The sequence below is a fragment of the Chryseobacterium sp. R2A-55 genome, assembly GCF_021401085.1.
In the GTDB taxonomy this organism is placed as follows: Bacteria; Bacteroidota; Bacteroidia; order Flavobacteriales; family Weeksellaceae; genus Kaistella.
Window position 1 is genome coordinate 96,023 of record NZ_JACBFP010000008.1, and the last position, 26,041, is coordinate 122,063.

The 26,041-nt window shown below is 36.3% G+C and carries 26 protein-coding genes; 19 read left to right on the forward strand and 7 right to left on the reverse strand.

Annotated features, from left to right (window positions below; genetic code table 11):
* Window positions 1-9: 9 nt before the first annotated feature.
* The 3 genes from L0951_RS09965 to L0951_RS09975 form a co-directional block, all read right to left on the reverse strand.
* Window positions 10-3,213 carry a SusC/RagA family TonB-linked outer membrane protein gene (locus L0951_RS09965; protein ID WP_234111083.1) on the reverse strand — a complete coding sequence of 1,068 codons (3,204 nt, stop codon included), beginning with the start codon at window positions 3,211-3,213 and terminating at the stop codon, window positions 10-12.
* A gap of 5 nt (window positions 3,214-3,218) precedes the next feature.
* Window positions 3,219-4,553 (reverse strand): TlpA family protein disulfide reductase, encoded by a 1,335-nt coding sequence (locus L0951_RS09970; protein ID WP_234111084.1) that lies wholly within the window; start codon window positions 4,551-4,553, stop codon window positions 3,219-3,221.
* A gap of 366 nt (window positions 4,554-4,919) precedes the next feature.
* Complete coding sequence (locus L0951_RS09975; protein ID WP_234111085.1) at window positions 4,920-5,072, reverse strand: hypothetical protein; 153 nt, start codon at window positions 5,070-5,072, stop codon at window positions 4,920-4,922.
* Between the two features lie 2,017 nt (window positions 5,073-7,089).
* On the opposite strand from L0951_RS09975, the gene L0951_RS09980 reads away from it, so the two are divergent.
* From L0951_RS09980 to L0951_RS10030, 11 genes are all read left to right on the forward strand, one after another.
* A complete protein-coding gene (locus L0951_RS09980; protein ID WP_234111086.1) occupies window positions 7,090-7,611 on the forward strand; it encodes a helix-turn-helix domain-containing protein in 522 nt (173 codons plus the stop codon).
* A gap of 263 nt (window positions 7,612-7,874) precedes the next feature.
* Window positions 7,875-8,753, forward strand: a complete 879-nt coding sequence (locus tag L0951_RS09985) for a DUF4007 family protein (RefSeq protein ID WP_234111087.1) — start codon at window positions 7,875-7,877, stop codon at window positions 8,751-8,753.
* Entirely contained in the window at window positions 8,743-9,417 is a 675-nt protein-coding gene (locus L0951_RS09990; RefSeq protein ID WP_234111088.1) for a hypothetical protein, read from the forward strand. Before L0951_RS09985 ends, L0951_RS09990 begins: the two co-directional genes overlap by 11 nt.
* Before the next feature lie 8 nt (window positions 9,418-9,425).
* Window positions 9,426-9,959 carry an ATP-binding protein gene (locus L0951_RS09995; protein ID WP_234111089.1) on the forward strand — a complete coding sequence of 178 codons (534 nt, stop codon included), beginning with the start codon at window positions 9,426-9,428 and terminating at the stop codon, window positions 9,957-9,959.
* Between the two features lie 12 nt (window positions 9,960-9,971).
* Window positions 9,972-11,027, forward strand: a complete 1,056-nt coding sequence (locus L0951_RS10000) for a hypothetical protein (protein WP_234111090.1) — start codon at window positions 9,972-9,974, stop codon at window positions 11,025-11,027.
* A gap of 3 nt (window positions 11,028-11,030) precedes the next feature.
* Window positions 11,031-12,533, forward strand: coding sequence for a hypothetical protein (locus tag L0951_RS10005; protein WP_234111091.1), 1,503 nt, complete (start codon window positions 11,031-11,033; stop codon window positions 12,531-12,533).
* The gene (locus L0951_RS10010; RefSeq protein WP_234111092.1) at window positions 12,511-12,897 is read left to right on the forward strand and encodes a hypothetical protein; all 387 of its coding nucleotides are present in this window, start codon (window positions 12,511-12,513) and stop codon (window positions 12,895-12,897) included. Before L0951_RS10005 ends, L0951_RS10010 begins: the two co-directional genes overlap by 23 nt.
* A 7-nt stretch (window positions 12,898-12,904) precedes the next feature.
* Window positions 12,905-14,014, forward strand: coding sequence for an HNH endonuclease domain-containing protein (locus L0951_RS10015; protein WP_234111093.1), 1,110 nt, complete (start codon window positions 12,905-12,907; stop codon window positions 14,012-14,014).
* Window positions 14,002-14,868 carry an HIT family protein gene (locus L0951_RS10020; RefSeq protein WP_234111094.1) on the forward strand — a complete coding sequence of 289 codons (867 nt, stop codon included), beginning with the start codon at window positions 14,002-14,004 and terminating at the stop codon, window positions 14,866-14,868. Before L0951_RS10015 ends, L0951_RS10020 begins: the two co-directional genes overlap by 13 nt.
* A gap of 2 nt (window positions 14,869-14,870) precedes the next feature.
* Entirely contained in the window at window positions 14,871-15,119 is a 249-nt protein-coding gene (locus L0951_RS10025) for a hypothetical protein (RefSeq protein ID WP_234111095.1), read from the forward strand.
* A gap of 6 nt (window positions 15,120-15,125) precedes the next feature.
* Window positions 15,126-15,362 carry a hypothetical protein gene (locus tag L0951_RS10030; protein WP_234111096.1) on the forward strand — a complete coding sequence of 79 codons (237 nt, stop codon included), beginning with the start codon at window positions 15,126-15,128 and terminating at the stop codon, window positions 15,360-15,362.
* Here the strand turns inward: L0951_RS10030 and L0951_RS10035 are convergent.
* Window positions 15,346-15,651 (reverse strand): hypothetical protein, encoded by a 306-nt coding sequence (locus L0951_RS10035; RefSeq protein WP_234111097.1) that lies wholly within the window; start codon window positions 15,649-15,651, stop codon window positions 15,346-15,348. The two genes, L0951_RS10030 and L0951_RS10035, sit on opposite strands and share 17 nt — an antisense overlap.
* A gap of 71 nt (window positions 15,652-15,722) precedes the next feature.
* Here L0951_RS10035 and L0951_RS10040 point away from each other — a divergent pair, with 71 nt between their 5' ends.
* The 5 genes from L0951_RS10040 to L0951_RS10060 all read left to right on the forward strand — a co-directional run bounded on the left by L0951_RS10040 (window position 15,723) and on the right by L0951_RS10060 (window position 21,231).
* Window positions 15,723-17,852: a DEAD/DEAH box helicase family protein gene (locus L0951_RS10040; RefSeq protein ID WP_234111098.1), complete on the forward strand. Its 2,130-nt coding sequence runs from the start codon at window positions 15,723-15,725 to the stop codon at window positions 17,850-17,852.
* A 10-nt stretch (window positions 17,853-17,862) separates the two neighbouring features.
* Window positions 17,863-18,093 carry a hypothetical protein gene (locus L0951_RS10045; RefSeq protein WP_234111099.1) on the forward strand — a complete coding sequence of 77 codons (231 nt, stop codon included), beginning with the start codon at window positions 17,863-17,865 and terminating at the stop codon, window positions 18,091-18,093.
* Window positions 18,090-20,240 (forward strand): AAA family ATPase, encoded by a 2,151-nt coding sequence (locus L0951_RS10050; protein ID WP_234111100.1) that lies wholly within the window; start codon window positions 18,090-18,092, stop codon window positions 20,238-20,240. Before L0951_RS10045 ends, L0951_RS10050 begins: the two co-directional genes overlap by 4 nt.
* Window position 20,241: 1 nt before the next feature.
* Window positions 20,242-20,763 carry a hypothetical protein gene (locus L0951_RS10055; RefSeq protein WP_234111101.1) on the forward strand — a complete coding sequence of 174 codons (522 nt, stop codon included), beginning with the start codon at window positions 20,242-20,244 and terminating at the stop codon, window positions 20,761-20,763.
* A gap of 210 nt (window positions 20,764-20,973) precedes the next feature.
* Complete coding sequence (locus L0951_RS10060) at window positions 20,974-21,231, forward strand: hypothetical protein (protein WP_234111102.1); 258 nt, start codon at window positions 20,974-20,976, stop codon at window positions 21,229-21,231.
* Window positions 21,232-21,434: 203 nt separating this feature from the next.
* Here the strand turns inward: L0951_RS10060 and L0951_RS10065 are convergent, their stop codons facing one another.
* Window positions 21,435-21,677 (reverse strand): hypothetical protein, encoded by a 243-nt coding sequence (locus L0951_RS10065; RefSeq protein WP_234111103.1) that lies wholly within the window; start codon window positions 21,675-21,677, stop codon window positions 21,435-21,437.
* Between the two features lie 422 nt (window positions 21,678-22,099).
* Here L0951_RS10065 and L0951_RS10070 point away from each other — a divergent pair, with 422 nt between their 5' ends.
* The 3 genes from L0951_RS10070 to L0951_RS10080 are packed head-to-tail and all read left to right on the forward strand — an operon-like array spanning window position 22,100 to window position 23,682.
* A complete protein-coding gene (locus L0951_RS10070) occupies window positions 22,100-22,438 on the forward strand; it encodes a helix-turn-helix domain-containing protein (protein WP_234111104.1) in 339 nt (112 codons plus the stop codon).
* Window positions 22,431-23,180, forward strand: a complete 750-nt coding sequence (locus L0951_RS10075; RefSeq protein WP_234111105.1) for an ImmA/IrrE family metallo-endopeptidase — start codon at window positions 22,431-22,433, stop codon at window positions 23,178-23,180. The genes L0951_RS10070 and L0951_RS10075 overlap by 8 nt, the downstream gene beginning before the upstream one ends.
* On the forward strand, window positions 23,161-23,682 hold the full coding sequence (locus tag L0951_RS10080) for a hypothetical protein (RefSeq protein WP_234111106.1): 522 nt from the start codon (window positions 23,161-23,163) through the stop codon (window positions 23,680-23,682). Before L0951_RS10075 ends, L0951_RS10080 begins: the two co-directional genes overlap by 20 nt.
* 15 nt (window positions 23,683-23,697) lie before the next feature.
* Here the strand turns inward: L0951_RS10080 and L0951_RS10085 are convergent, their stop codons facing one another.
* Together L0951_RS10085 and L0951_RS10090 are read right to left on the reverse strand one after the other, a co-directional pair.
* A complete protein-coding gene (locus tag L0951_RS10085) occupies window positions 23,698-24,006 on the reverse strand; it encodes a hypothetical protein (protein ID WP_234111107.1) in 309 nt (102 codons plus the stop codon).
* Window positions 24,007-24,241: 235 nt separating this feature from the next.
* Complete coding sequence (locus tag L0951_RS10090; protein ID WP_234111108.1) at window positions 24,242-25,927, reverse strand: hypothetical protein; 1,686 nt, start codon at window positions 25,925-25,927, stop codon at window positions 24,242-24,244.
* Window positions 25,928-26,041 lie beyond the last annotated feature (114 nt).

Sequence of the window (26,041 nt, forward strand, 5' to 3'; positions counted from 1 at the left end):
TGATAAGGTTTAAAAGTTTGCACGGAATCCCACACTGTAGGTAGTAACCGGTTTTAAAGATTCATTTCCGAATGAATAATCGGGATCAAGGTTTGCAGTATTTGCCTTCCAGAGCAGTCCAAGATTATTGACCGATCCATACAGTTCGATTTTTTTCACAGCCAGGTTTTTCAGAAAATCGGGACTGAGCTGCCAGTTGAGCGTTACGAACTGCATCCGCACATGATCGGCCTTTTCTACCAGCACTTCGGAACCTGCAAAAAATCTGTCGCGTGTTGCGTTTGAAGTCAATATTTCAGAAGGAATATCGGTGTGATTTTCATCCCCGGGATTTTGCCACCGGATGGCGTAATCACTGTGCCCGATCCCGGAATTCACCAGGTCGTTGTAATTGATGGATCCCCTTCTGAACCAATACCCCAATTTGTAGGTGATGCCCACTTCCAGAGAGAAACCTTTATACGAGAAGGTGTTCATCAGGGACCCAAATACGGTGGGAATGGCAGACCCAAAATATTTGAGGTCTTCAATCCCTTTGTCCGAGTTTAATATGGCCGCATAATTGGTGCTCACCTCACCATTGAGGTATCCACGAGGGTCACCGGTTTGAGGATCAAGGCCTGCCCAACGATAGGCAAAAATCGCATAGACCGGCAATCCGGCGGTTCCGGAAATGCCTGCCCCTGAATTGGAAGCCGGAACATAGCTTGATGCCAAAGTATTTTTCAGGTAGTAATCGGTGATCTGATCTTTGTATGTGCTTAGGTTCAAGTGGGTGTCCCACTGAAAGCTTTTGGATATGATGTTGCGTGTTTTTAGCTCTATATCTATCCCTGCTCCCTTCATCCCGGCAACATTCATGAGCATGTTGTTGATCCCGGTGGTGTAATCCAGCTGGGCAGTCCCGAAAAGGTTGGTTCCGGTTTTGGTGAACCATTCCAGCGTTCCTGCAATCCTTTCGTTTTGGGTGGCAAAATCAATTCCCAGATTGATGATGCGTGAGGTTTCCCAGCGGAGGTTGGGGTTGTAAAAATTATCTATCCGTGCCGTTGGAGTGCCGGTGTAGGGCGACATCATGGTGTCGTAAATGATGGTGGTCAAAGCCACCATTGACGGATCGATATTTCCATTGAATCCGTATGAAGAACGAAGCTTCAGAGTCGACAGCCAGTTTACTGGAAAGAATTTTTCGTTATTGATATTCCATGCGGCCCCCACTGACCAAAATGGATTCCACTGGTCGTTGGTCTTTAAGCCGAAAAGGTTACTGGCATCCCTCCGGATACTGGCAGAAACGGTGTATTTTTTGTCGAATGTGTAAGCACCGTTCGCATAGAGCGAGGCAAACCGGATGTTTTTCATCTGCATCGCCTGGTTTGTGGTGATGTATTCCAGACTGCCGGTAATCAAATTAGGATAAAGGGTGGTGGGATCTACATTCGCCGAGGCCTGGGTATCTTCATTATAACCATAGTACCTGTTGCTGTGGCCGGAGATTTTGGTCTCCCTTGTTTCCGCCCCCGCTATTGCCGTCACTGCATGCTGATTCCAGACTCTGTTAAAATTGATTTGTCCACGGATGTTATTGATTTCAGTGCGGGAAGCATAGGTGTCCAGAATACCGCCTTTGGGGACAATGAATATCAATTCTCCGGAATTATCCCACTGCGCAAAACTATTGATGTAGTTTCTTGCGTAATAGCTGTTTTTATGGTACAGCTGTTCCGAATCGCCTGTGGAGTTCTGATACTGGTATTTCATTTCTGCATCCAGTCCCGGGATTATTTTGTATTGCAGCCCCGCATTTAGAATGACCTCCTGAGCATCGCTGGTCTGGGTGTTGTTTTGCCAGTCGGTCAACGGAAAGTAACGCCAGTCCAGGAGTCCCTTCCCGTTCAGGGTTTCCAGATAATTGGGGTCGTAATTAAAAGGAATCGCCAGCGGTTGGCCATTGCCGTCTGCAAAAGAAAGGTAAGGCACCCGCGCGTTGCCCCGATAGGTAATGCTTCCATAACCTACACGGCCGCTCTTTTCCTTTGTCCGGGTAAAGATGGCGCCGAGGTTCAGATTCACTTTGTTGGCTAATTTCCAGGTATTCTGGAGCTGGATGTTGAAGCGCCGGTAGGTTTGCCCTAAATTTCCGACGTTTTCGTCATAACCCAATCCGGAAGACCAGGACATTAAAGGATTCCCACCCGATAGATTAAGGGAATACTGCCTGTTTTCAATCATCTGATACATGTATTTGGAGTACTGGTCCCGGGTATCTGTTTTTCTTAATTCACCGATCATTTGCGAAGCCTGTTCTTCGGAGAGGAGTCCTTTTCTTTTCTTGTTCAGTATATCCACCACCGGCGTCATTGCCGGGTGCATGGGAGAATCAATCTCACTGTCATAAAATCCGGCATCAAACAACCGCTGCTCCACATTGATGTAATCCGAAGCGGACATCTGGCGGATGTAACTTAAATCCGGTTTTCCGCCCAGGGTGGTGTTTGCGTTGAAGGAAATGTTGATCGGCTGGTTGGCTTTCCCTTTCTTGGTGACGATCACGATTACGCCATTGGCTGCCCGGGCGCCCCAGATGCTTGCTGCGGCGGCGTCTTTCAAAATGGTGATGCTTTCCACCATATTGGGGTTGATGTTGCTTAAGTTTCCTTCATAAGGAAAATCGTCTAAAACAATCAGAGGCTGACGGGGCCCTTTGATCGTGCTGATTCCCCTGACGGTGAGTTGCGGCTGGTCTGATGTTCCGCTATCCCATGTCACAGAATTGGCGATTGCCGCCAGGCGGTCTGCCACATTGGGGGTAACGAGTTTATTCAGCTCCGCCTCAGTTACGAAAGAAAAAGAACCCGTGGCCCTTTCTTTTGGGATTTTTTGGTAACCTGTGGTTAAGGTCACTTCTTCAATATGGGTCGTTTTTGGCCGCAACTTGATCAGCAGCGGCACGGCCAACGGGATTTTTATTTTTTCGGAAAAAGAATAGAATCCCGGCTTGGCAATTTGCAGGTGCACTTCACTGCCCGTGGTGTTCAGCGTGAACGTGCCGTCCTGATCGGAAATGGTGAGTGATGCGTTCTGACTGTTGGAGACAGTTGCCCCAACAACAGGCTTCCCTGATTCCGCATCGGTGATTGTACCCTTAATGGCCTGTTGCGCATGCGCTCCAATGCTCATTACAAAAAATAGGGCTGCGAGGTTTTTTCTCATAGTATTTAATTTAATTGGTTTGGTGGATTGACCTGATTTGTGGATTGCGTTTTATCCTCAATGATCATCATCGGAAGGTGGCACTCTGTTTCCACTAAGGAGAGGTTATATTCTGAAAGTGGCTTGTTCAAAGCATTCCAATCTGAATAAGCAGAAAAATCGATCCGGAGGTTTTGCTCAGTGCCCGATTGGTCGATGACCGGTAGAGGAGTCACCCGGCTATTGGCGTTCAGGTTTCTCAGTAAATCGGTGGTGGTGAATTTTTTGCCGGCGGCGGAACTGTTGGGCATATTCTTTACAGGTCCGCTGTTTTTCAGCGCAGTGCTGTTTCCCGACGGAATTTTTTGCAATACGAGGCATTTTACTGCTTCTGTTCTGATGCTCGCGACATACGGGGTCGCCTTATTCAGCGCTTTCAGCATATCTTCATATAGGGTGCCCACTTCTGAAACCGGACTGATAAAGTCGAAGCTGTAGAGCTTTTCGTTGGCGATCTCGGTTTCTTTTTCTGTATTGAAACTGATGGCATCAGGATTTTTCAGAAGGTTCACGATTCTTTTGCTGTTGAAGTTATCGTTGCTCTTCCTGAATAATTCAATGCCGATTACCCGGTAAATGTTCATGAGCAGCATATTTGAAAACAGCCTTCCTGTGATCGTCCCGTCTTTTGAGCGATAGACCATTCCCGGCGGTGATGCCCGCACCCTGCCGTGGGTAATCATGCTGTAGCTTTCAAGGACCGCCTCTTTTTCGAGTCCGAAATTTTCGGACAGCATGAAAGGGCGGCTCCGGTCCATCGGGATCACGGTCTGCAGACTGGATTTTTGGCCTTCCAGAATTTCGGTAAGCGACTGTTCGGTGACCTGCTCGCCGTCTGTGGTGTTGATTACCTTGCCGTCCTGGATCCAGATCACGTAAGGTATGGCGTTGTGCGGGAAGAGCTGCTTTATTTTTTTATCCGCGATGACGGATCTGATATGGCTGTATTTCTGCCCGTTTTTCGAAGTGAAGAATTTCTGAACGGTTTCGCGATCCTGATCGGTCACCGGCAGGATCCTGATTTTTCCGTCCATTTTTTGTTGGAGTTCTTCCATCTTTGGGAAATTGGTAAGACAGGAGGAACACCAGGTTGCCCAGAAGTCGATAAGGATCAGCCTGTCTTTATCGGGTGCAAGCGTGATGGTTTTTTGGGGATGGTTGACTGCTTCCAGGGGTGTGGTCCAGAGGCTTTCCGGAATGGGCTCCCCTATTTTCAGGGATTTGTTCTGACTCCATGCCGCATTGGCTGCCACGAGGGTAAAAACAAGGGACAGAAATCCCCTGTTCAACTTATTTTTCATAGTTTTGTTAAGATTTTTTGGTTACTTACTAATTAAATCCATGCTCTTTCCTTCTTCGTCGTCAAACTGGAGGGGAAAGGGCTTTTTATTTTTAGCTTTTAACAGCCGTCTATTCGCGTTATTTATTATTACTCATTACTTATTGCTCATTTCTTAGGTCCGTCATTCGGATCGCCCAGGGGAAAGCGGTGTAGAAACCTGTGAAGAGGGGCGCTTTCCCACTGAAGCAAATCCTTTTATGATGGATGTGGGGTGCTGGATGGTGGATGCACGAGCGGTAATAAATCCACGTCTTTGCCATACCGTTCTCATCAAAAAACCCGTCCTTGTTCCGGCATTGCTTACTATTAATTGCTCATTTTTTCATTACTCATGATTGATATTCTCATAAAACCGCTCTGCACACAGATCAAGCAGCACTTCTGTTTCCTTTAGCTCTTTCCTGAGCTCCACCACCCAAACCACCAATAAAAGAATCAGTATGGAAGCGATGATGTTGTACATTTTCAGTGTTTTCATAGTTTGTGATCTACTTACTTAACAGATCAAATTATTTATCGGTTAACTTATATCCTAATTTCAATCAATCAATCACTTGCCGACTGTCAAACCCCCGACCTAGGAGTTATTTGCGTGAAGAAAAATTGAGATTTCTTCCGGAACGGATTTTCTAAATGATTACCTCATAAAAATCCCCACTGTTTGAGTGGCGGCAATGAATTAAATACAAAGGAACCCATTATCTTTCCGCCCTAGTTTTGGGGATTTTCTTAGAAGAAATCTCAATTTTTCAGCAAATAAATCCAAGTCTCAATTTTTTTGTTTCTTTTTTCATCAAGGAAATCACTGAAAGTGATTCGCTGATTCCTTTAAAAAAATATAAAAGAATGAAGCAAAAAAGAATGAAAATCTACCCCTCATCTTCTCTTTTATGGTGGAAATTCTCAAATACTTTTTATGAACTAACCATGCTTTATCCATGCTTTATCCATGAAGCATCTATGGAGCATCTATGGAGCATCTATGGAGCATCCCTGTTTTCTGTCAGGTCATGCTTTTGCCCATGGCTCTTTTGGCTATTCTATGTTTTTGGATTCGGCTGCGCTCAGCCACCGGTATCATCACTGATTGCTCATTACTCATTACGCATTACTGATGGAACACCTTTGCATTGCCTTAGGGGAGGCTTCGACAGGCTCAGCCACCGCAGGGGGTGTAGAAGCCTGTGAAGAGTGGGCGCTCTTCCGCTACGAACAGATCCCTTATCTCTCATGAAGAGTTATCATATTCCTGGTTTATAGTATTCATAATAACAATTTCATTAAATTATCTACTTTCAATTCTTATCAAACCCCGACCTGGGAGATTTTTGCGTGAAGAAACCCGCCAAAGGCGAGGTTCGCCGATTCCAATAAAACTATAACCAAGATGAGGCAAAAAGATCCAGTCTTGAATTTTTCAGTTCATTTTACTCATTCCTTATCTATTTATCTAATGCATTCGTAATATGCTTCGCAATTGCATCAATGCAAAAGAACTAAATCCCTCGGATTGCCCTAGGGGAAAGCAGCATCAATTAAAAACGCTTTCCCGCTAAGAACAAATCCTTCTGAAGAGAAATTGATATGAATGTTTCGCTCTCTTATGAGGTATCGGTAAAGGAGATCAAACCTGTTTTCATTGTTTTGGGTGATATCAGTTGAATGTGGATGCCGGCTGGTCCGTCAGTGACGGTTTGATCACCGGATCATTTCATCAGTAAGCCATGAAGGCCGCAATGGCTGCGCAACCATTGTAGGTGTCATTCTGAACAGCATTGCTGTCGTTCCGGCGAAGACCATTGCTATTCCGAGCCTGCGGAGAATTTTTTTTGCGGAGCAAAATCTCCAACCTCAACCTTAAAAAGACTAACACTCCCGCACTTCACCCATCTTTCATCTTCATTTGTATAATTGGAATAAACAACCTATTTTTAACGTACCAGTTTTAAAATGTTCTTAATCCCATTCTCCTGTTCTTTCAAAGGGCTTTGGTGTGCTTAAGGGCGATTGAATATTAGAGATTCTGTGTAGCATTGGGCTGCACAAAACCTTACCCTCTCACGGCAGTGAGGAGCGTTGGCGTTCTTTTATCTCCTGATGGGTATCGGGAGACTGGTGGTGAGAACCTTCAGGTTCTTCTGATTTTAAGGAGGAAACGTGGTAAATGTCGTTCTCATACTGATGTGTTTTGGGGTTATGGAACGAGTCTATGAAGCAAAAAGGGCAGTCCCCTATCTTCAACTTATATCGAGGTACGGCTAAGAACCTTTGACGAAGTTTCCAACAGGGAGACCACCCCATAGATTGCAAATATACAAAATACGAGGTAGCGACTCTCCCTATGGTCTTGCGTCATCTAAAATTAGCCGTTTTCGATAACAAGACTCATTGATTTAAGTCGCATTTATATCTAATAAATGTTATGAAGCAAATATAAAGAATATAAATGTTATATGCAAATATGTAATTAATTAATTTGAAAAAACATGTAGGTAATGGCTGAAAATAAGCGACAAAGTAGATTAGATAACCCTGAGTTCAGAACTATATTAGGGAAGAAATTAAGAGAAAAAAGGTTAGAGCTTAATTATTCCGTCAGCGACATCTCTTATATGACCACTATACCTCAAAATACAGTATTGAGTGTAGAAAATGGAAAGACAGCCAATATTGATTATTATATTGAATATGCGAAGGCAGTAAATTATCCTATTGGAAAATTGACAGAATTTGGAATAAGTCTTATACCTCGAATTCCCTTAAGCGCTGAAAGAAAAGAAGCTTCAAAGTTAACCGCTAAAATAAGGGAATATATTATTGCAGGAGAATTTTTGAGCAATGGCAAAACAGTAGCGCAAATCCATGATAAACTTATTAAATTAAAGCTAATAAGTCCGACCCAAGTAAGTTCAACAGCTATCGCGGGTGTGATGAGAAATCTTGCAAATGATAATCTTGTTAAGGTTGATGGTAAGGATGGGAGGAAGAATTTGTATGTGAGGGGGAATAAAGATTAGAGTTAAATTTTTAGGAGTTCTTACTGGAAACCTTAAGGTTATAAAAAACAATATAGTGTATATTTCATTATTATTTGAAATCTAAGATAAATTAAATATTCTCTGGATCAAATAACTATTTTAAAAATTGATATAAGAGTTGATAACTTTTTGGATCAAATAACAAATACAGATAAATTTGAATTATACAAATAATTCATAAACGACAATAAATTGCTTACTTTGTAGCTTATAATAATGGATTTTCATAAGAAAAGATGATATTGGAAAATACAGAAATAACAAAATATACTTTCTCTGGGCACGACTCCTTTCAATGCCGACAACTTTGGCTGAAAAAGGGGTACGATTATGTTCAAGAAGGCAAGAATTTTAATGACGAAGATGCGGTTGTACAACTTGGCGTTGGAAAAAATATGGTTTCATCCATTCGTTTTTGGCTGAAAGCTTTCAATATTATTAACAATAAAGACATTCCAACTGAATTTGGCAAACGACTATTTGATGATGAAACAGGTTATGACCCCTTTTTGGAAGATGAAGCTAGTCTTTGGCTTTTGCATTATCAATTAGTGAAAAATGGTTATGCTTCTATTTACTCCATCATTTTTAATGAATTCAGAAAAGAGAAACTGTTTTTTAACAAAGAAACCTTTGTGAATTATGTAAAGAGAATTGGTGAGAGTAATACCGATTTGAATTTCAATGAAAATACGGTTGCTAAAGATTTTATCGTTTTTGCCAATCTATATAAAAACGACCCTGAAAATAAAGATGTCGAAGACAGCTTTTCGGGAATTCTGTCTGAAATTGAGCTTTTAAAAACAACAGGGAAAGGCAAAGAAGAACAATTTTACATTGAAAATACTGAAAGAGATAATCTCCCCGTAGCGGTTGTATTGTTCACAATACTTGATAATTCAAACTACGGTAACTCTATAAGTCTGAATTCCTTGGAGTTTGACTTGAATAGTCCGGGTTCAATTTTCGCTTTAAATCGCTCAGGCTTGCTGAATAAAATTTCTGAAATCGGTAGTGAGTTAAAAGATATCACTTTTACTGACCAAGCAGGGATTAAAGAGTTGCAATTCAAGAATAAATCAGACGCTTACAAAATATTAGACACATACTATGGCAAATAATTTCACAACATCGGTAAATATTATCAGGGACACTGATAGGGATTTCAACTATATCCCAACGCCCAATGCTAAACAAGTTGTTAGCCAAATAGTTAATGACTTTAAAAAAGGTATTCGTTCATTTAATGTGGTTGGTACTTATGGAACTGGGAAATCCTCTTTCCTTTTAGCATTTGAGCAGAGCATCAAAGGAACAAAACGATATTTTGAACCGAATTTCACATTAAACCCTAAATACGATTTTGTAAAAATTGTTGGCTCATACGCTTCCATAGTAGAACAGTTTGCTGATGTTTTTGAAGTTCAAACCAACAAGAACCAACAAGAAAATATTTTTTCAGAAATATTCAATCGTTATCATTCCATTGGCAAGGAGAACAAGGTGTTATTTATTCTAATTGACGAGTTTGGGAAGTTTTTAGAGTATGCAAGTAAGCACAATCCTGAAAAAGAATTATACTTTGTACAGCAACTTGCAGAATTCTGCAATAACCCAAAGCACAATATTGTTTTGATTACTACGGTTCATCAAAGTTTAGAATCTTATGCATATGGACTAAGCAAAACGCAACAACAAGAATGGACGAAAGTAAAAGGGCGTTTCCGTGAAATTACCTTTAACGAGCCTGTTGAACAACTTTTGTTTTTGATAAATCTAAATTAACTGATTTAATGCTTAATAATGTTGTTTTCATAGGAGGTATTCACGGAGTTGGTAAAAGTACAATTTGCCAACACGTTTGCCGTGAACTGAATATAGAATATTTATCGGCAAGTGAAGTTTTAAAATGGGAAGATATAAATGAAGATGTAAAGAATAAAAAAGTTGAAGATGTTCCCCTTACACAAAACAGGCTTATCACAGGCTTAAAAAATGCACTCCAAGAAGATAAGAATTACTTATTAGACGGTCATTATTGCTTGCTTAACAAAAACAATGAAGTTGAAAAAATCTCATTAGATACGTTTAATCAAATTAAACCGATAGCACTTGTTCTGATTTTGGGAGATGTAAAAGAAATTAAAAAACGACTTGAGACAAGGGATAATAAGCCATACGAATACGAACTTTTGGAGCGTTTGCAAAATAGCGAGTTAGCTTATGCAAAAGTTTTATCACAGGTTTTGAATATCCCTTTACATATTGGGAAGAATGATGATTATTCAAATATTTTGGTTTCACTTCGGGAAATGATAAAAAACTAATTAGCATTGATAATGGAAAACTCTTTTTTCATATTTACAGATAAAAATAATCCCGTTCAATTAGAGCGGTTTCATATTTGTACGTGGGAGTTTAATAATAACAGCTCATTAGTTGAGTTTGGTTTTGAAATATCTAAAGACTCGATAAAAGACAATAGTCTAACTATTTCTCTTTTTATCCCTTGGGTTTCAAAAGCTTGTGAAACAAAAGATTTATATGAAAAATTGAGTATTACTGAAAATAGTCGTTTTATTTTTAATGATTCCGTTATCAACACGGTTTCATTAGACGGAGGAAGAAATAAATCAGGTGTTATTCATAAATTTAGTGGAAGAAATGAACTTTGTATTTTACCTGCAACGGTTGAAATCAAGGAGAATAATTTAGTTTCAGCTACTTTAAATCTTCAACCTTATCAAGAATATGAACAAAAATCAAAGCCAAACATATATTTTCGATTCTGGATTAAGCCATCTGCACCTTATATCTCAATGAGAAAAAAAGGAATAAATAAATCCACGATCATTTATGATATTAAGGTTAACGAACGCAGAAACATTCCCGATGACAAAGTTTCATATTTCATTGATAAACAATTGTGTGAAATAAAAACTTGTTTTTCGTTCAACATCGTACCTAATAAATATGATATTGTATTCTTTGATAACTTTTCCTTGAAGAATGTAAGGACTTTAGAGTATGATTCGTTCAATAAATTTTTAGGAGACAAACGAGTTAAAAAAGATGAACTAATTGTAGTTTTTAATAAAAAGCAAAATGCGGAGTCATTCTCATTTTTTTCTATTTATTCAATGGAAAGAATTGGAACAGGTCAGTTTGCATTAGCAATTCTCATAAATATCATTTGTGGTATTTTACTTTTTATACCAGCATATAGAAAATCATTCAACCCCGAACTATTGTTTTCACAGGTTTGGTCGAATTTACCGATTGAAATATTTTTTGCATTTGGATTGGCTACTCTAACATTCATATATTTCATTTTTCCATCGCTTCAAAGCAACTGGAAAAAAACAATAGATTGGATGAAAAACAAATTGAGATAAACTATGAAAGCATTACTCGACACAAATATCATCATTCATAGAGAAGCATCAAGGGTTATCAACCAAGATGTTGGTATTTTATACCGCTGGTTGGAGCGAGCAAAATACATAAAGTGTGTTCACTCTTTAACTATCTCTGAAATTGAGAAATACAAAAATCAGCAAGCAGTTGAAACTTTTCAGATAAAATTAGACAGTTACGAACAAATTGAAATTCCTTCTCCTTTACAAGCAGAGGTTAAAGCTGTTTCAGAAAAAATAGATGTTAATGAAAATGATAAAAACGATACACAGCTATTAAATGAGGTCTTTGTTGGTCGGGTAGATATTTTGATTACCGAGGATAAAAAGATACGAAAGAAAGCCAAAGAATTAGGGATAGATGACAAGGTTTTTACAATAGATTCTTTCCTTGAAAAGACCTTTGCTGAACACCCTGATTTAGTAAATTATAAGGTTCTTAATGTCCAGAAGTTGAAATTTGGCAGGATAAATCTTGAAGATGATTTTTTTACAAGTCTCAAAGAAGATTATATCGGTTTTGACAAATGGTTTATTAAGAAGTATGATGAGGAAGCCTATATTACAATAAACTCAAATAATGGTTTGCTATTGTCATTTCTATATCTTAAGGTCGAAGATCAGGATGAAAAGTATTTAGATATAAGCCCTTCTTTTAACCCAAAAAGAAGATTGAAAGTTGGAACATTTAAGGTCATCAACAATGGATTTCGCTTAGGAGAGCGATTTATGAAAATCATTTTTGATAACGCACTAAAAAACAAGGTTGAAGAAATATATGTAACGATATATGACAAGAGGGATGAACAGCGAAGATTAATTGACTTATTGGAACAATGGGGCTTTGTTTTGTGGGGTAATAAAAATGAGGAACTTGTTTATGTTAGAGATTTCAGTTTGAAATTTGACAAGAATAATTTGAAACAAACCTATCCTTTTGTCTCTAAAAACGAGGAGTGCTTTATTGTGCCAATATACCCAGATTATCATACTGAGTTATTGCCTGATTCTATTTTGAATAATGAATCTCCACAGGAATTTACTGAAGATTTTCCACACAGGAATGGAATAAACAAGGTGTATGTTTCTTGGGCTTTTGAACCTCACCCAAAAATGGGAGATGTTTTAGTCTTTTATAGAACTGGCGGGTATTACAAAAGCGTTGTTTCTACTATCGGAGTTGTGCAAGAAGTGAAATACGACTTTGACAATGAAGATGATTTCATTTTATATTGCAGAAAAAGCAGCGTTTTTCCAGAAGACCAACTTCGAGAAATGTGGCGTTACAAAAAATCTAAGCCTTTTGTAGTTAGATTCTTGTATGTTTATTCTTTTCCACACAGAATAAATATGAAAGAGCTTATAGACTTAAAAGTCTTGGCAGGAGTAAATGACCCTCCAAGAGGTTTTAAAAAAATAACAAAAGAACAATTTAATAACATTTTAAAAGCAACAAAAAGTGATGAAAGTTTTATTATCGATTAAACCAGAGTTTGCTTTCAAAATATTTGATGGCGAAAAAAAATATGAGTTTCGAAAAGTTATATTTAAAAATCCAGATATAAGAACTGTAGTTGTTTATGCATCGTCTCCAGTTCAACAAGTTATTGGTGAATTTGAGATAGATGATATACTTAGCTCGTCTCCAGATGAGATCTGGGAATTAACAAAGAAATACTCTGGAATTTCAGAAATGTATTTTCACGAGTATTTTGAAAATAGGTTAGTAGCTCACGCCATAAAAATTAAAAATACAAAGAGATATAAGAAGCCTATGTCTTTAAAAGAGGATTTTAATGTGCTTCCTCCTCAGTCGTATTTATATCTTAATGAAGAAGTAGTTTATTGAAAAGCGAATGAACAACGAAGTCTTTTATAATATCAGCAAAATCATTGAAAGAGATAGCAAAACAACAACTTACAAGTTTGCACTCTTACGTGGTGTAATTGATATTATTCAAGATAATTCACCATATATATCATTTTTAGAAAACCGTGTTCAAATACCGACTGGACTTCTTATTGAAAAATGGTTGATGTACTATTATCCGATTTTGCAATCTCAGACCTCAATCCCGCAAATAAATGGTGAAACTAATCTAGCTTTTAGCAATCAGTTAAGTAAACTAATTTTTGATTATGAAGCTCGTGGTGGGTTTTCTGCATTTTACAACGATTTAAAAAATAAAGGAATACCTGAAGATTTGCAAAGTGATTTTTTTGAACTAGCAAAAAAACTTAGAGATACGATTACTAAAATGCCAATGAAGTATATCGGGCGTTCTATATCTAACGAATTTTACTCCATATTCAATTATGAAAGTCAAACAATCAGAAGAAGTTCAACAATTGACATTGAAACTTTAATCAAAGACTTCGGAACATTCTCTATTCCTTTTGAATACTATGAAGCATTTAAAATATTGGGTAGTTTCATCAATGGGCAACATTCTATTCTGTTTAAATGGGCGGAATTTTCAGTGAATGCGTCTGGAAATAATCTTTCTGTTCATAAAGTCCTTAATGAAGTTTTAAAGAGCCCTATTACTTTGAGAGATATTAAGGAATCGAAAAAGCTTTATAAAGATATTCTTCAAAAAGAAGGTAATGTTTATTGTGTTTGGACAGGCAGAAAAATTGTAAACTACGATATTGACCATTTGATTCCTTTCTCTGTATGGAAAAACAACGACCTTTGGAACTTGCTTCCTTCAGACTCAAGAATTAACAACCAAAAGCGAGATAAAATACCAACACCAGAAATTATTGACAGGCAAAAAAATCTTATTCTTGATTATTGGGAAATCATATTTGAAAGTCAATCTAAACGATTTCAGAAGGAGATTCAAGTTGCACTTTTAGGTAATCATTCATTTGATTCTTGGAAAAATATCGGCATTTCGCAATTACAAAACAGTTGTAATTATTTAATTGAAAATAGAGGTTTTGAGGGATGGAAAATTTAAAATCAAATCCAAATAGCCACTTAACCGCAAAGGAAAGAGATACACTCTCTTTTCCTGCAAAAATATTGCTTAATAAAAATTTAATAGTTGGTGATGTTTTGGACTTTGGTTGCGGTTATGGAAGTGATGTTAAATTGCTAAAAGCACAAGGAATAAATATTGACGGCTACGACAAATTTCATTTTCCAGATTATCCGAGTAAAAAGTTTGACACAATAATTTGCTTTTACGTTTTGAATGTTCTTTTACCTGAAGAACAAGCAACTGTTTTAATGGAATTGTCACAACTCATCAAACCAACTGGAAAAGTATACATAGCAGTAAGAAGAGATTTGCAATTTGAGGGATTTAGAACCCATAAAATTCATCAAAAAAAAACTTATCAATGCAATGTGATTCTAAATTCAAAATCATTTTTCAGAAATGAAAATTGTGAGATTTACGAATATCAACACTACAACCAAACAAAAAGAACTGAAAAGGTAGATTGTCCTTTTTGCAATCCTGATTCAGAAAGGGAACTTATTGTTGAATCCGCAACTGCTTATGCTATTTACGATAAATTTCCAGTTAATCGTGGTCACGCCTTAGTTATTCCCAAAAAACATTGTTCCGATTATTTCGACTTATCATTCAAAGAACAAGCTGCTTGTATTTTTATGTTGAACAGAGTAAAAGAAATTGTTTCAGAAAAATTCAATCCAGATGGGTTTAACATTGGCATAAATATCGGTGAAAAAGCAGGTCAAACTGTTCATCACGTACATATTCATTTGATTCCAAGATATGATGGAGATGTTGAAGAACCGAGAGGTGGTGTGAGAGGTGTAATTCCTAAAAGGCAAAAATATTGATTATGAAAGATGTTTTCGGAAATAGAAAACCAGTTCAAATTGAAGTAAACGAATGGTGGTTTAATGGTAGGATAATCGTTAAACAAGAAGATTTTAGATTACCAAAATGGATTTCTTTTTTGGATTCTGAAAGTTCAGATATTACTAAAGTTCATATGAGCAAGGCAGATGCAGTGAAATTTGCCTTAAAAAATCCTTTTTTCAAACCTGACAATCAACCCATTGATTACATTGGTCTAGTCTTAACTTAAAATATTATGGAAAATACAAACACAATAATAATGTCTTTTGACAAATCAGATTTTAAAGATTTATTGATTTTAGAAATGGTAAATCAAATGAAATATTATTGGGATGATAATCAAGTAATTGATTTGTTCCTTGATTCGGATTTCAATTTTGTAGCATCAAACAAAACAAAAGCAGAGAGAATAAAAGAGCTTATTTCCCAACACAAATCAGCATTGAAAAATAATCTTATAAATCATCAATGAAATCAATATTCGATTGATATAGTTTTTCAGAAATCCTTCCTTCCATCAATTCAAGTTTCCATAAAGATTTTTTAAAATCAAACAATTCAGTTCTTCCGTAAAAGAGATTTTTGAATTTCATAAATAGCTTACCTGGACAATTTGAATATAAATATTCTGAATAGTCTTGTGGGTTAGGAATCCCATACTTCCAACCTTCTGGGTATTCCGAAAAATCCATTTCTTCCCATTTTCGGACACAGTCAATATAAACTTTCCAAGCTTCTGGAAATCTTTCTGAATTTGTCATATTGTGAATGCATTAGAGTCACAAATTTACAAAATAATTAATGTTCAGAAAACGAACCCCTGCAATTCTATTTGGACGGATTAGCCAATAGCAATGAGTTTAGTTTATTGTTAGGTTATTACAGTTCATCCGCTATCAACTTGCTTTCTGTTGGCTTTGCCACTTTTATCAGTAAAGGTGGGAAAATGAAAATGGTTATCAATCATTTGCTTTCGGCTAAGGATAAAGAAGCAATTTCCCGAGTAGAAGATAATCCCAATGAAATAAGAGTATTTGATTTAACGGATATTGTTTCGCTAGGAAGAGTACTTGATGAATACGATACACACTTTTTTGAATGTTTGGCATATTTAATAGCTGAAAAACGCATTGAAATAAAGGTTATCAAACCCAAAAACGGAAAAGGAATAGCCCATTACAAATCAGGCGTTTTTAGTGATGGTCAAGATGCAGTAGGCTATCAAGCATCTTGCAACTTTACCTATTATGGTCTTTCTGAAAATATAGAACAACTGGAAGCATTTTTGAGTTGGGAAAATGGCAGGTCAAACAAACTGATTAAAAAGCAACTTAAACTCATTGATGACTATTTCGCTGAAAAGGATGAAGATGTTGAATATATCCCTGTTAGTGACATTGAAGTCGTTCTAAAAGACAGATTTGGAAAGAAAGACATCAATGAATTACTTGTTCAGGAAGAACAACTTCTAAAAAAGAAACAGAGTTTGATTTCAAACCCTAAGCTCAAAAAAACAATTACCAAGCTTTTTAGTGAAATTGAGATTATTAGACGAACGCCAAAATTCCCCTATTCAGAAGGTCCGAGAGAATATCAGATTAATGCTTACAACAGTTGGGTAGCCAATAATTACAAAGGATTGTTTGCAATGGCAACAGGTACAGGTAAAACAATAACTTCCCTAAACTGCCTATTGAATGAATACAAGAAAACAGGAATTTATAGAGCTATTATAACCGTACCAACAACAGCCTTAGTTGAACAATGGAAAAAAGAGTGTGCCAAGTTTAATTTTAAAAACATCATCACAGTCAGTTCAAAAGAGAATTGGGATAATAATCTTGCGTTTTTCAATACCGCTTCAAAACTAATTGATACCTCATATATCGTCATTGTTACTTATGCTTCTTTACCAAGACCAAAGTTTCAAAGCTACTTTACCCAGCTTCCTAAAGACACGATTTTAATTGCTGATGAAACGCATAATTTAGGTTCTCAAGGACTTTTAAGATTGCTACCAAACATACATCTTGAAAAACGAATTGGATTGTCTGCAACTCCACATAGAAAATTTGACGAAGTAGGAAATCAAGCCATTCAAGAGTTTTTTAATGATGAGCCACCATACATTGTTTCCTATTCAATGGAGGAAGCCTTAAAAATTGGATGGCTTTGTAATTATACTTACTATCCGCATATTGTAAAGCTCACAGACCAAGAGATGGAGAAGTACAAGGAACTTTCTCTTCAACTATTGCGAATGGGATTGTTCGATAAAGAAACAGGTACTTTCAGAAGCACTCCTGAAATAGAGAAAAAACTGCTCGAAAGAAAACGAATCATACACAAGGCAGCCAATAAATTAGAAGCCTTCAAAGCCATTCTTAAAAATGAATTTGTCAAACGTAAAAATTTAAAATACACTTTGGTATATGTGCCAGAAGGCATAGAATCAATTTTTGACGAATCGGATTTTAGCGTTGAAACAGAGGATGAAAACAAGTTGATTAACGAATATACGAAAGCAGTAAGCCAAACAGATGATTCTGTAATGGTCAAACAATTTACTGCAAATTCTACTAACCGAGAGGAAATCTTAAAGAACTTTGAACAAAGTAATATTCACGTTTTAACCTCAATGAAATGTTTGGATGAAGGTGTGGATGTTCCACGTTCTGAACTTGCGATATTTTGTGCAAGTACTGGTAATCCAAGACAATTTATCCAAAGAAGAGGAAGAGTTTTGCGATTGCACAAAGATAAAATTCACGCAACCATTCACGATTTAGTAGTTGTGCCGGAAGTTTCAGATGAAAGCACTTTTGATATGGAAAAAGGGCTTGTAAAAAAAGAATTGGAGCGAGTAGTTGACTTTGCTAATCTGGCAATGAACAAAACGGACACCTACGAAACGCTGAAAAACATTTTGGACTACTACAACCTAAACCTTAACGATTTATAAAATTAATCTTATGGCAAGAAAAGACGATATACTTAAAAGTTTTTTAACCCACGAGCTACTTGAAAACAAGTATGAGCTTAAACAGGAAGTTCTGCCAAAAACCGTGAGAGAAGCATTAAACTCTGATAAACCTATTGTCAAAGCAATTGCATTGATAGTAGAAGGTTTGGACGGTACTTCCCAAGTTACAGATTCTGTGTTGCGAAATCAAGTTACTCAATTTTTAAATGAGGCTTTATGATAATCAGAAAAATACAAATTGATAATTACCTCTGTTATTACGATACCAATACTTTTGAATTATCGGAAGGTTTAAACATTATCCTTGGTGAAAACGGAGAGGGTAAAACAAAATTCTTTGAAGCGGTTGATTGGCTTTTCAATGGTGAGAATAGAGAATTAGATATGCTGGTTTCTGCAAAAAAACTAAATGAAACAGAAATCGGTGATAGTTTTCGTGTAAGGATTTCAATGACCGTAGAACAATATGGAGAGAAAAGTATCATCACAAAATCTTTTCTTGCAAAAAAGGAAAAAGCAAATGAATGTTCGACTTCAAGTTTTATGATTGAAGGCATTTCTGAAAATAGTGCTGGTGAAAGAACTCAAGTGGATGGTCAAGCTCTTTTGGACAGAATATTCCCTTTTCAAATCAGAAAGTATTCAATGTTCAAAGGTGAAGCGGAACTTAATATTTTTGAAAGTGATAGTGCATTAGCAAACCTTATAAATCTATTCTCAGAAGCGAAGCATTACGATAAATATTCTGAAAAGGGAGCTTTTTTACGAGAGAAAGCAGAAAAAGCAGTAGAAGATTCTTCAAAGCTTGATAAAAAGAATGAAGCACTTTATAAAAAGCTTGCAGGGGATATTATTTATTTGGAGAGAGAGAAAGCAAAGTATCTTGTTCATTTGAATTCCACGGAAGAAGAAATCAGAAAAATTGAAGGCAATTTACAATTAGCAGAAAGTCACGTTAGCAACGCAGATGCTTTAGAAACGCTTAACAAGCGAATTAAGGACATTGAAGAAAGAATTTCATATTTAGCAGGCAGAATAGATGAAAACTACACTACTTCCCTATTTGACGAAAATTGGATTTTAGTAAATTTTGAATCATTCCATAAGGAGTTTGCAGAAAAAGTATCCGCACATAGCAAAACAAGAAGAGAACTTCAATCGGCTTTTGACAAACAAAAAGGGATTATAGAGGGAGAGAAAAAAGCAAAAGCAGAATTATTAAATAATGCTATTCCGCTTCCTAATAACATTCCTTCAAAAGCAATTATGGAAGAAATGTTGAAAGATGAAATTTGTAAAGTGTGCAATCGTGAAGCTAAAAAGGGTTCTGATGCTTACGAGTTTATGATGAAAAGACTGAAAACCTATTTAGAAAGTCAAGTTACAGAAGAAAATGAACCCGATAAAGACGAACCTCTTTTTAAATATGATTATACAAATAGGCTTGATAACTTGAGTATTAGCCACGAAGACAACCTTAAAAATCTTAGATTAATAAGAACAAAAATCAAAGAACTATTTGAATTTAATGATGACCGCAAAAAAGACATTGAAGAGCTGAATGAACAATTAGAAAAAGAAAAAACAGAAAGAGAAAAAATATTAGGCAATTCAAGTATTGGTGCTGAGAAATTAAGTGATGTACTAAAAAATTACAATGCTTGGCAAAGAGACCTTAAAAATCGGAATCAAGACCAAGTGGACTATACAACAAAATTGAAAAGTCTTGAATCTGAATTAAAAGCAAAGAAGGAAGAAAAAGATAAAATTGATACAAGTTCAGCTAACTCTTTCTTGATTAAGACAAGAAACATCTTGCGTGACATTGAAATTATTTTTATAGATACCAAGGAGAAGAAATTTGATGAATTTATTGAGAAGCTTCAAACAAAATCAAACAACTTTTTCAAGACCATCAACATTGATGCTTTCACTGGTACAATTGTCTTTACAAGAAGAAACAAGGTAAATCGTACTATAGTAGAAGTAGAATTGCAAGAAGATGGCAGGACTTTCTATAAGCCAAACCAATCATTGTTAACTTCAATGCATATTTCAATCTTATTTGCAATTTCTGAATTGGCATCAGAAATTAAAGAAGAAAATTTTCCAATGATTTTTGATGCTCCGACTTCATCGTTTGGAGAAAACAAAACAGCTCAATTTTTGAACTTGATTTTTGAAACCGAAAATCAGAAAATTCTACTTATCAAAGATTTTCTGCACACAGACAAAGCAACAAAAACGCTTTCCATCAAAAAAGAATTTGAGAATGTTAGAAGAGACAAGGCATTTTGGGTGAAATTAGAAAGACCTTTTGATCCAAACAACTTGAAAACAATTAACTCACAAGTAATTACATTGTAAGATGAAGAATTTATTTGAAAAATGGAAAACTAGAATTCCAAAATACAGTGAGACTCATAAAGACTTATTTACTTCACTTTCTCAAAAGTTTGGTGCAGAAGGTGAGAAGAAAATCAATCTGGGTAAACATTTCAGTACCAACTATGAATTATACACCTATGCTTTTTTCTTAGGACTTTACAACAATGAATTTGCTCCAATTCCTGACGGAGAAAAGAAAACAGATTTTAGCCACCATATTCAGCATTGGGGTAGCAAGACGACAGTATTAACACGTAAGGACTTTACCAACTTGCAAGAAAATATGTTTATTGCACTATTAGCAAAAACAGACATTGACTTACTAGCCCTTGAAAAAGGAGATTTGGATGAAGATGATGCGGTAAAATTGTTGATTAAAACAATGGAATCTTACACCAACGGAGGACTAATTCTGATAAAGGAAAAACTGGAAGAAAACCCAAACTACTTCCTACAACCGACATCATTTTTAAATATGATTTTAGAAACGGAAAAAAAATAGAAATACTACTACCCCGTTCCCGCGGGATTATATCGCACGGTTATTTACACCGCTATTCTATCCGCCTACCGAAAGACCTCCAATATTGGGATTTCCAAACTTTGTGCAGCCAAAAACACGAAACCATGAAGCCCAGAATCACGGGCCTCTGCATATACCCCAAAGATCCAGCGCGTCACCGGAAAATGTGAACACTAAAGCCGTAATCTGATGCTGAAAATAAAAACCGCCCTGAATCAAGAAAAAGATCAATTGATAGTGAAAACCACTGAAAACATAACCCCGCAAGCCTTCATGAAGTTTTTCCGCAATACCGAAAAACTCAATCAGCTGACCCCGGAGGACAGAACTGAAATTTTCAGAACGGTATTACTGGGAAGTTCCGATCTGACCAAAGATTTACTGAATGAAATTCTGAGGGATTATTCCGTTGAACATTTGGAAGTCATCGAGTGTAAATCATGCTAATTTTAGAAATTCTTCTGAACTTCGTTCGCAATGATCGGTGAAACCTGCATTTTCACTTCGATTATGCTGCGCTGAGATTTAGAAAAGAGATCGCTTTTTCTGCGCAAGGGACGGCGCTGAAGATTTCATCCAGATTTCAAACGCTGATCGCAGGAGGTCTATATTTTTGCCGGTTTAAAACGCTGCGCAAAAACCGGTAAGTTTCAGACCTCATCATCATACTCCAGCACGGCGTTTTCAGAAAATATTTTGGTCTCCAGTGTTTTCAGCAAAGCATCCATTTGTGCCTCCTCGTCAGAGATCCCGTTATTAACCCGTCTCGGAACCTTAAGAATGATACTGTTTGGCTCATCAGCATATTCCGAATGCAAGATTTGCCGGATAATCACCCATTTCGCATCAGAATCAAGTTCCTTAAATTCTTTTCTGCTGATTTTTCTTTTCATAATAAGTCCGTTTAGTGAATTAAAACCGGGGCAAAAATATTCGTTTTCATTATATAGCCGCATGTAACGGCGCAGTTGTTTATGCAGCCGCAAATCATTCTTATTCATGCCCCACAAATTGAAAAAGAATCTTCACTGAGAAATCCTGCAACTGTTTTATAAAAATACAATATTTTCATCATCCCCGCTCTCCGAAGTGTCCTGCGAGTCCTTTTAAATGGAAATACTGCACTTTTTGTCAATGGAGGACAGGGGTTCGCGCCGGCAAATCGGCTGCAATTGCCATTATGTTATTTGCTGTGGCCGAGCGCAGATTTCCGTAATTAATCCTGTTATTAGAAAAACAATTTCAAATCCCTTAATGTTACATTTATACTGCTTACGGAATAATGTATTAACTTTGTAACATTAAAGTAACAGATATGGACAAGATAATTGGCAAAAACATTAAGGCATTGCGCGAAACATTGGGTTACACTCAGCAGGCTGTTGCAGATTACCTGGGTATCAACCGTGTTGAACTCAGTTACTATGAGGGTGGTACAAGAACCATTCCCAGTGAAAAATTAACCAAACTCGCCGCATTGTATTCGGTAGATGAATATGATTTGTATGAGGAGAATGAAATGCTTTTGAAAACCAATCTTGCTTTTGCTTTCCGTGCAGAAAACCTGACTAATGAGGACCTGACTTCAATCGCTTCATTTAAAAAAATTGCCACCAATTATTTAAAAATGCAAAAAGCGTTGGCAAATGAATAGTATCGTACTGGAAAAAGAAGCCACTAAATTCAGAACTGTTAATGGAATTGGAAGTGATGATCCGATAAAATTTAAAAGTCTGTTAAAGAAGCTGAATGTAATCACTGTTTACCGACCATTAGGTGAAAAGTTTTCGGGGATGGCCATTAAATTAGAAGAAGACTCGATTACCAACCGGCTGATCCTTGTTAACAACACCCATAGCTTAGGAAAGCAGCATTTTACCATTGCACACGAACTTTATCATCTTTATATTCAGGCTGGATTTGATTTTATGACTTGCCATACCGGTACGTTTGATAAGAAAGGTGGAGAGGAATATAATGCTGATGTATTCGCTTCCATTCTTTTGTTGCCGGAGAATGGGGTAAAAGCGCTTATTCCAGACGAGGAAACCGTGAAAGACAAAATTTCCCTTCAGACGATTCTGAAAATAGAACAGTATTTCTCCTGTTCAAGATCGGCGTTACTTTACCGTCTCAAAGAGCTCAAGTTGATTACCAGTACATTGTATGAAAAATACCGCATCAATGTAAAAAAGGGAGCTATTCTCAATGGCTACTCTCTTGATCTTTATGAATCGGGAAATAAAAACCTTGTTTTAGGCAATTATGGTGAACTTGCCAATGAATTGTACAGTAAGGAAAAAATTTCTGAAAGTCATTTTTACAGTCTGCTAATTGATTTGGGAATGAATGAAAAGGAGTTAGAAAACCTATCGTATGGCGAAGAAGACTGCTAAAATCATCCTGATTGACGCCGATGTTATTTCCCACTTTATACAAGGTGGGGAAATTCATGCTTTGGGAAGTATTTTCCCGAATAAGATTAAAGTACTTGATAAGGTTTATGCAGAACTGGAGCGGTTTCCTAAGAAGAAAACAGAAGTTGACAACCTGTTGAATTTCAAAATTATTGAATTTGAAAAGTTTCCGGAAAACAATCAAGACATCAAAAAAGAGTATTTCTACATTAAAAATAAACTGTTTAAAGGAGATGGTGAAAGTGCGTGTCTAGCAGTGGCGAGATACAGCCAAAACATTATCGCCAGCAGCAACCTTTCTGACATTAAAAATTACTGTGAACTGCATAAAGTGGAATATCTTACCACCATGAATTTTCTTTGCGAAGCATTAAAAAATGGACTCTTTGATTCTGAACGCTGCGATCGATTTATTGCAAAAGTGATTCAAAAAGGTGGTAAGTTACCAGTTAGTAAAATGGAAGATTATCAATGTGACTGATTCATTTTCTTGGTTTCAGAATGTTAATTTCCATGGAATAAGTGGATTATAACCTGGTCCTAAGAAATATAAAGTATCCGATTGATCTTTTTGTGGTGCAGGCTGTTCGACAATTTCCACTAGGAATCGCAATTTTGCCATACGGAGTGCATGAATTCTGTCGTGAAGGTAAAATTTTTTCTTGATTGAACTTAGGAATTCCGGAAGTTCCGGTTTGGACAGATTTTTTACCCGAATCAATATTTGACCTTTTTCGTTTCTTCCGTTGTAGCGAATTTTAAACTTATCTCCCCATTCGCTTTCGTTGATCATAAGATTTTTCATATGTTAATCTTTAATTTTGACCAAGATACGACGGTGACCATTTACTTCAGGGTTTGCTTAAGTTCCTGTGGAATATCTGCTGGATTTAGAGATGTTGAAATGTTCGACATTAGAAAATAGTTATGTCGAAAATATTGAAAATTTCGCATGAGCAGATTAATGTGTTGAAAATGGTTCGACATTGGAGAGAACGTCTGAATTTTTAAAAAAAAAATACATAATGTCCAATTTATTTTTATTTATTCCGTGTCTCGCGCACCTTTCGTAATTGCTCGTCTAAGTCAATATCGCAAATCGGAAGTTCTCGTGCCATCTCCACTAACTGTTTTGCTTTCTCAATTTTACGATAAGGGATATTATCTATGGAGGGAAAATCTGGGACCATTCCCTTAGCTGTCAACCGTTTCTTCTTATCTAGATATATTTTCAGGATCGGCAGAAAATCTGGTTTTTCAGCATTTAAGAAATAATGGATTAAAGTTGAAACATTTACCATAACTAAGTCATTAATGTTTCTAAAATCTGTATTCGAAGGTTTAATCTTCGTAAACTCTTTTGTTAAGTAAGATTCAACAGCGGGCTGTGAAAACATACTTTCGCTGACTACAAGGATTGGAACAATTTCAACTGAAGTTTTTTTGTATTTACTTAATAAAATTGGATCAACTTTTTGAATATTTTCATTCAGTGATTCTATGACTTTTACCAGTTGTGAGATTCCTTTTCGCTTCTCTTTTCCGTTCGCTGTATTTAAGATAAATCTATCATCAATAAAGGTTTTTGCAAATTGATAGGATTCATTGCTAAGAAACTCCCTAGACAACTCGTTATCTTTGAATTCAAATATGCAAACGAAATTATTATACCTTAAGTAACAATCCGGAAATCCCAAAAAAGATTCACAACCATAACTTATAAAAGTTCCTTTTCTTCCAAAACTTCTTTCTACCGCTTTACGAAAAACTATTTTTTCTGATACTTTGTCAGAAATCAGAGACTGGTAGGCATCGAACTTAAGTTGGGAATCATATTTCTTTTTATACAATTCGTACAACTGATAAGTAATTTTATAAAACAGGTGCTGACCGAAATTCGACCAGTTCAAAACATAATACTTGGAATCTTTTTTATACAAACTATTTAACTTCAATTCAATATCATTGACAGGTGTCTTCCCGATTATCTTATTAACCAATATACCATCACAATAATCAGCTATCCAGTGATCATCCTCTACATAAAAAGCATTATTGTTGTAATTATTTGCTAATGTTAAAATACGGAAAATTTCAAAGATCCATAAGTCCGGATTAGTTATCCCGTGTAGTTTGTAAAATTGGTTCAGGAGTTCATTATCTTCTAAAAAGAAATAATGAAGCTGCGCTTTAATTTTTAGGATATCCGAAAAAAAGTCTGTTTCCTGCTGCTCGACGATCGTCTTCTTCATCATCAGTATCTGAGCAAATTCCAAAAAATGCTCAGCAGGTATTCCCTTAAGAAAATTACTATTATTGGAATCATAAATAGCCTGATTAATCAGTAAATAGACTTTGAAAAAATTTATTTCGAGAATTTCCGAATCATCTTCCAGGGTGTGCTCATTTAAAAACGCATAATTTTCAACTACCATTTTCAAAAAATGAAAATTGGATTTTTCATTAAACAAAACATTGTGAGAATTCGACCGTAGCCGAAAATCAATTTTTAAGATTTCCGTCCTAAAATGATGATTTGTATAGCTGCTTGTATAAGAGTTGAAAATCTGCAAAGAATTTGTTCCAGCCAACAATGAAGCGCTTGTTTTTCCCAAAGTCAATAATAAAGTCTCTGGTGAAATGCCTTTTAATAAATCAATAATTTCATGTGGTGATGAATATCCAAAAACATCTTTATAAGTAAGTACAACCGCAAAATCAGCCATTTGCTTTTTCTTTTAAATATACTACATTTTTTGCACCGCTGCAAAGTCTCCTGAATTTGAGCCCACAATAAAATAATGTTTTTCACAATCTCGAGAAGCCGGCGTTTTCCAAAA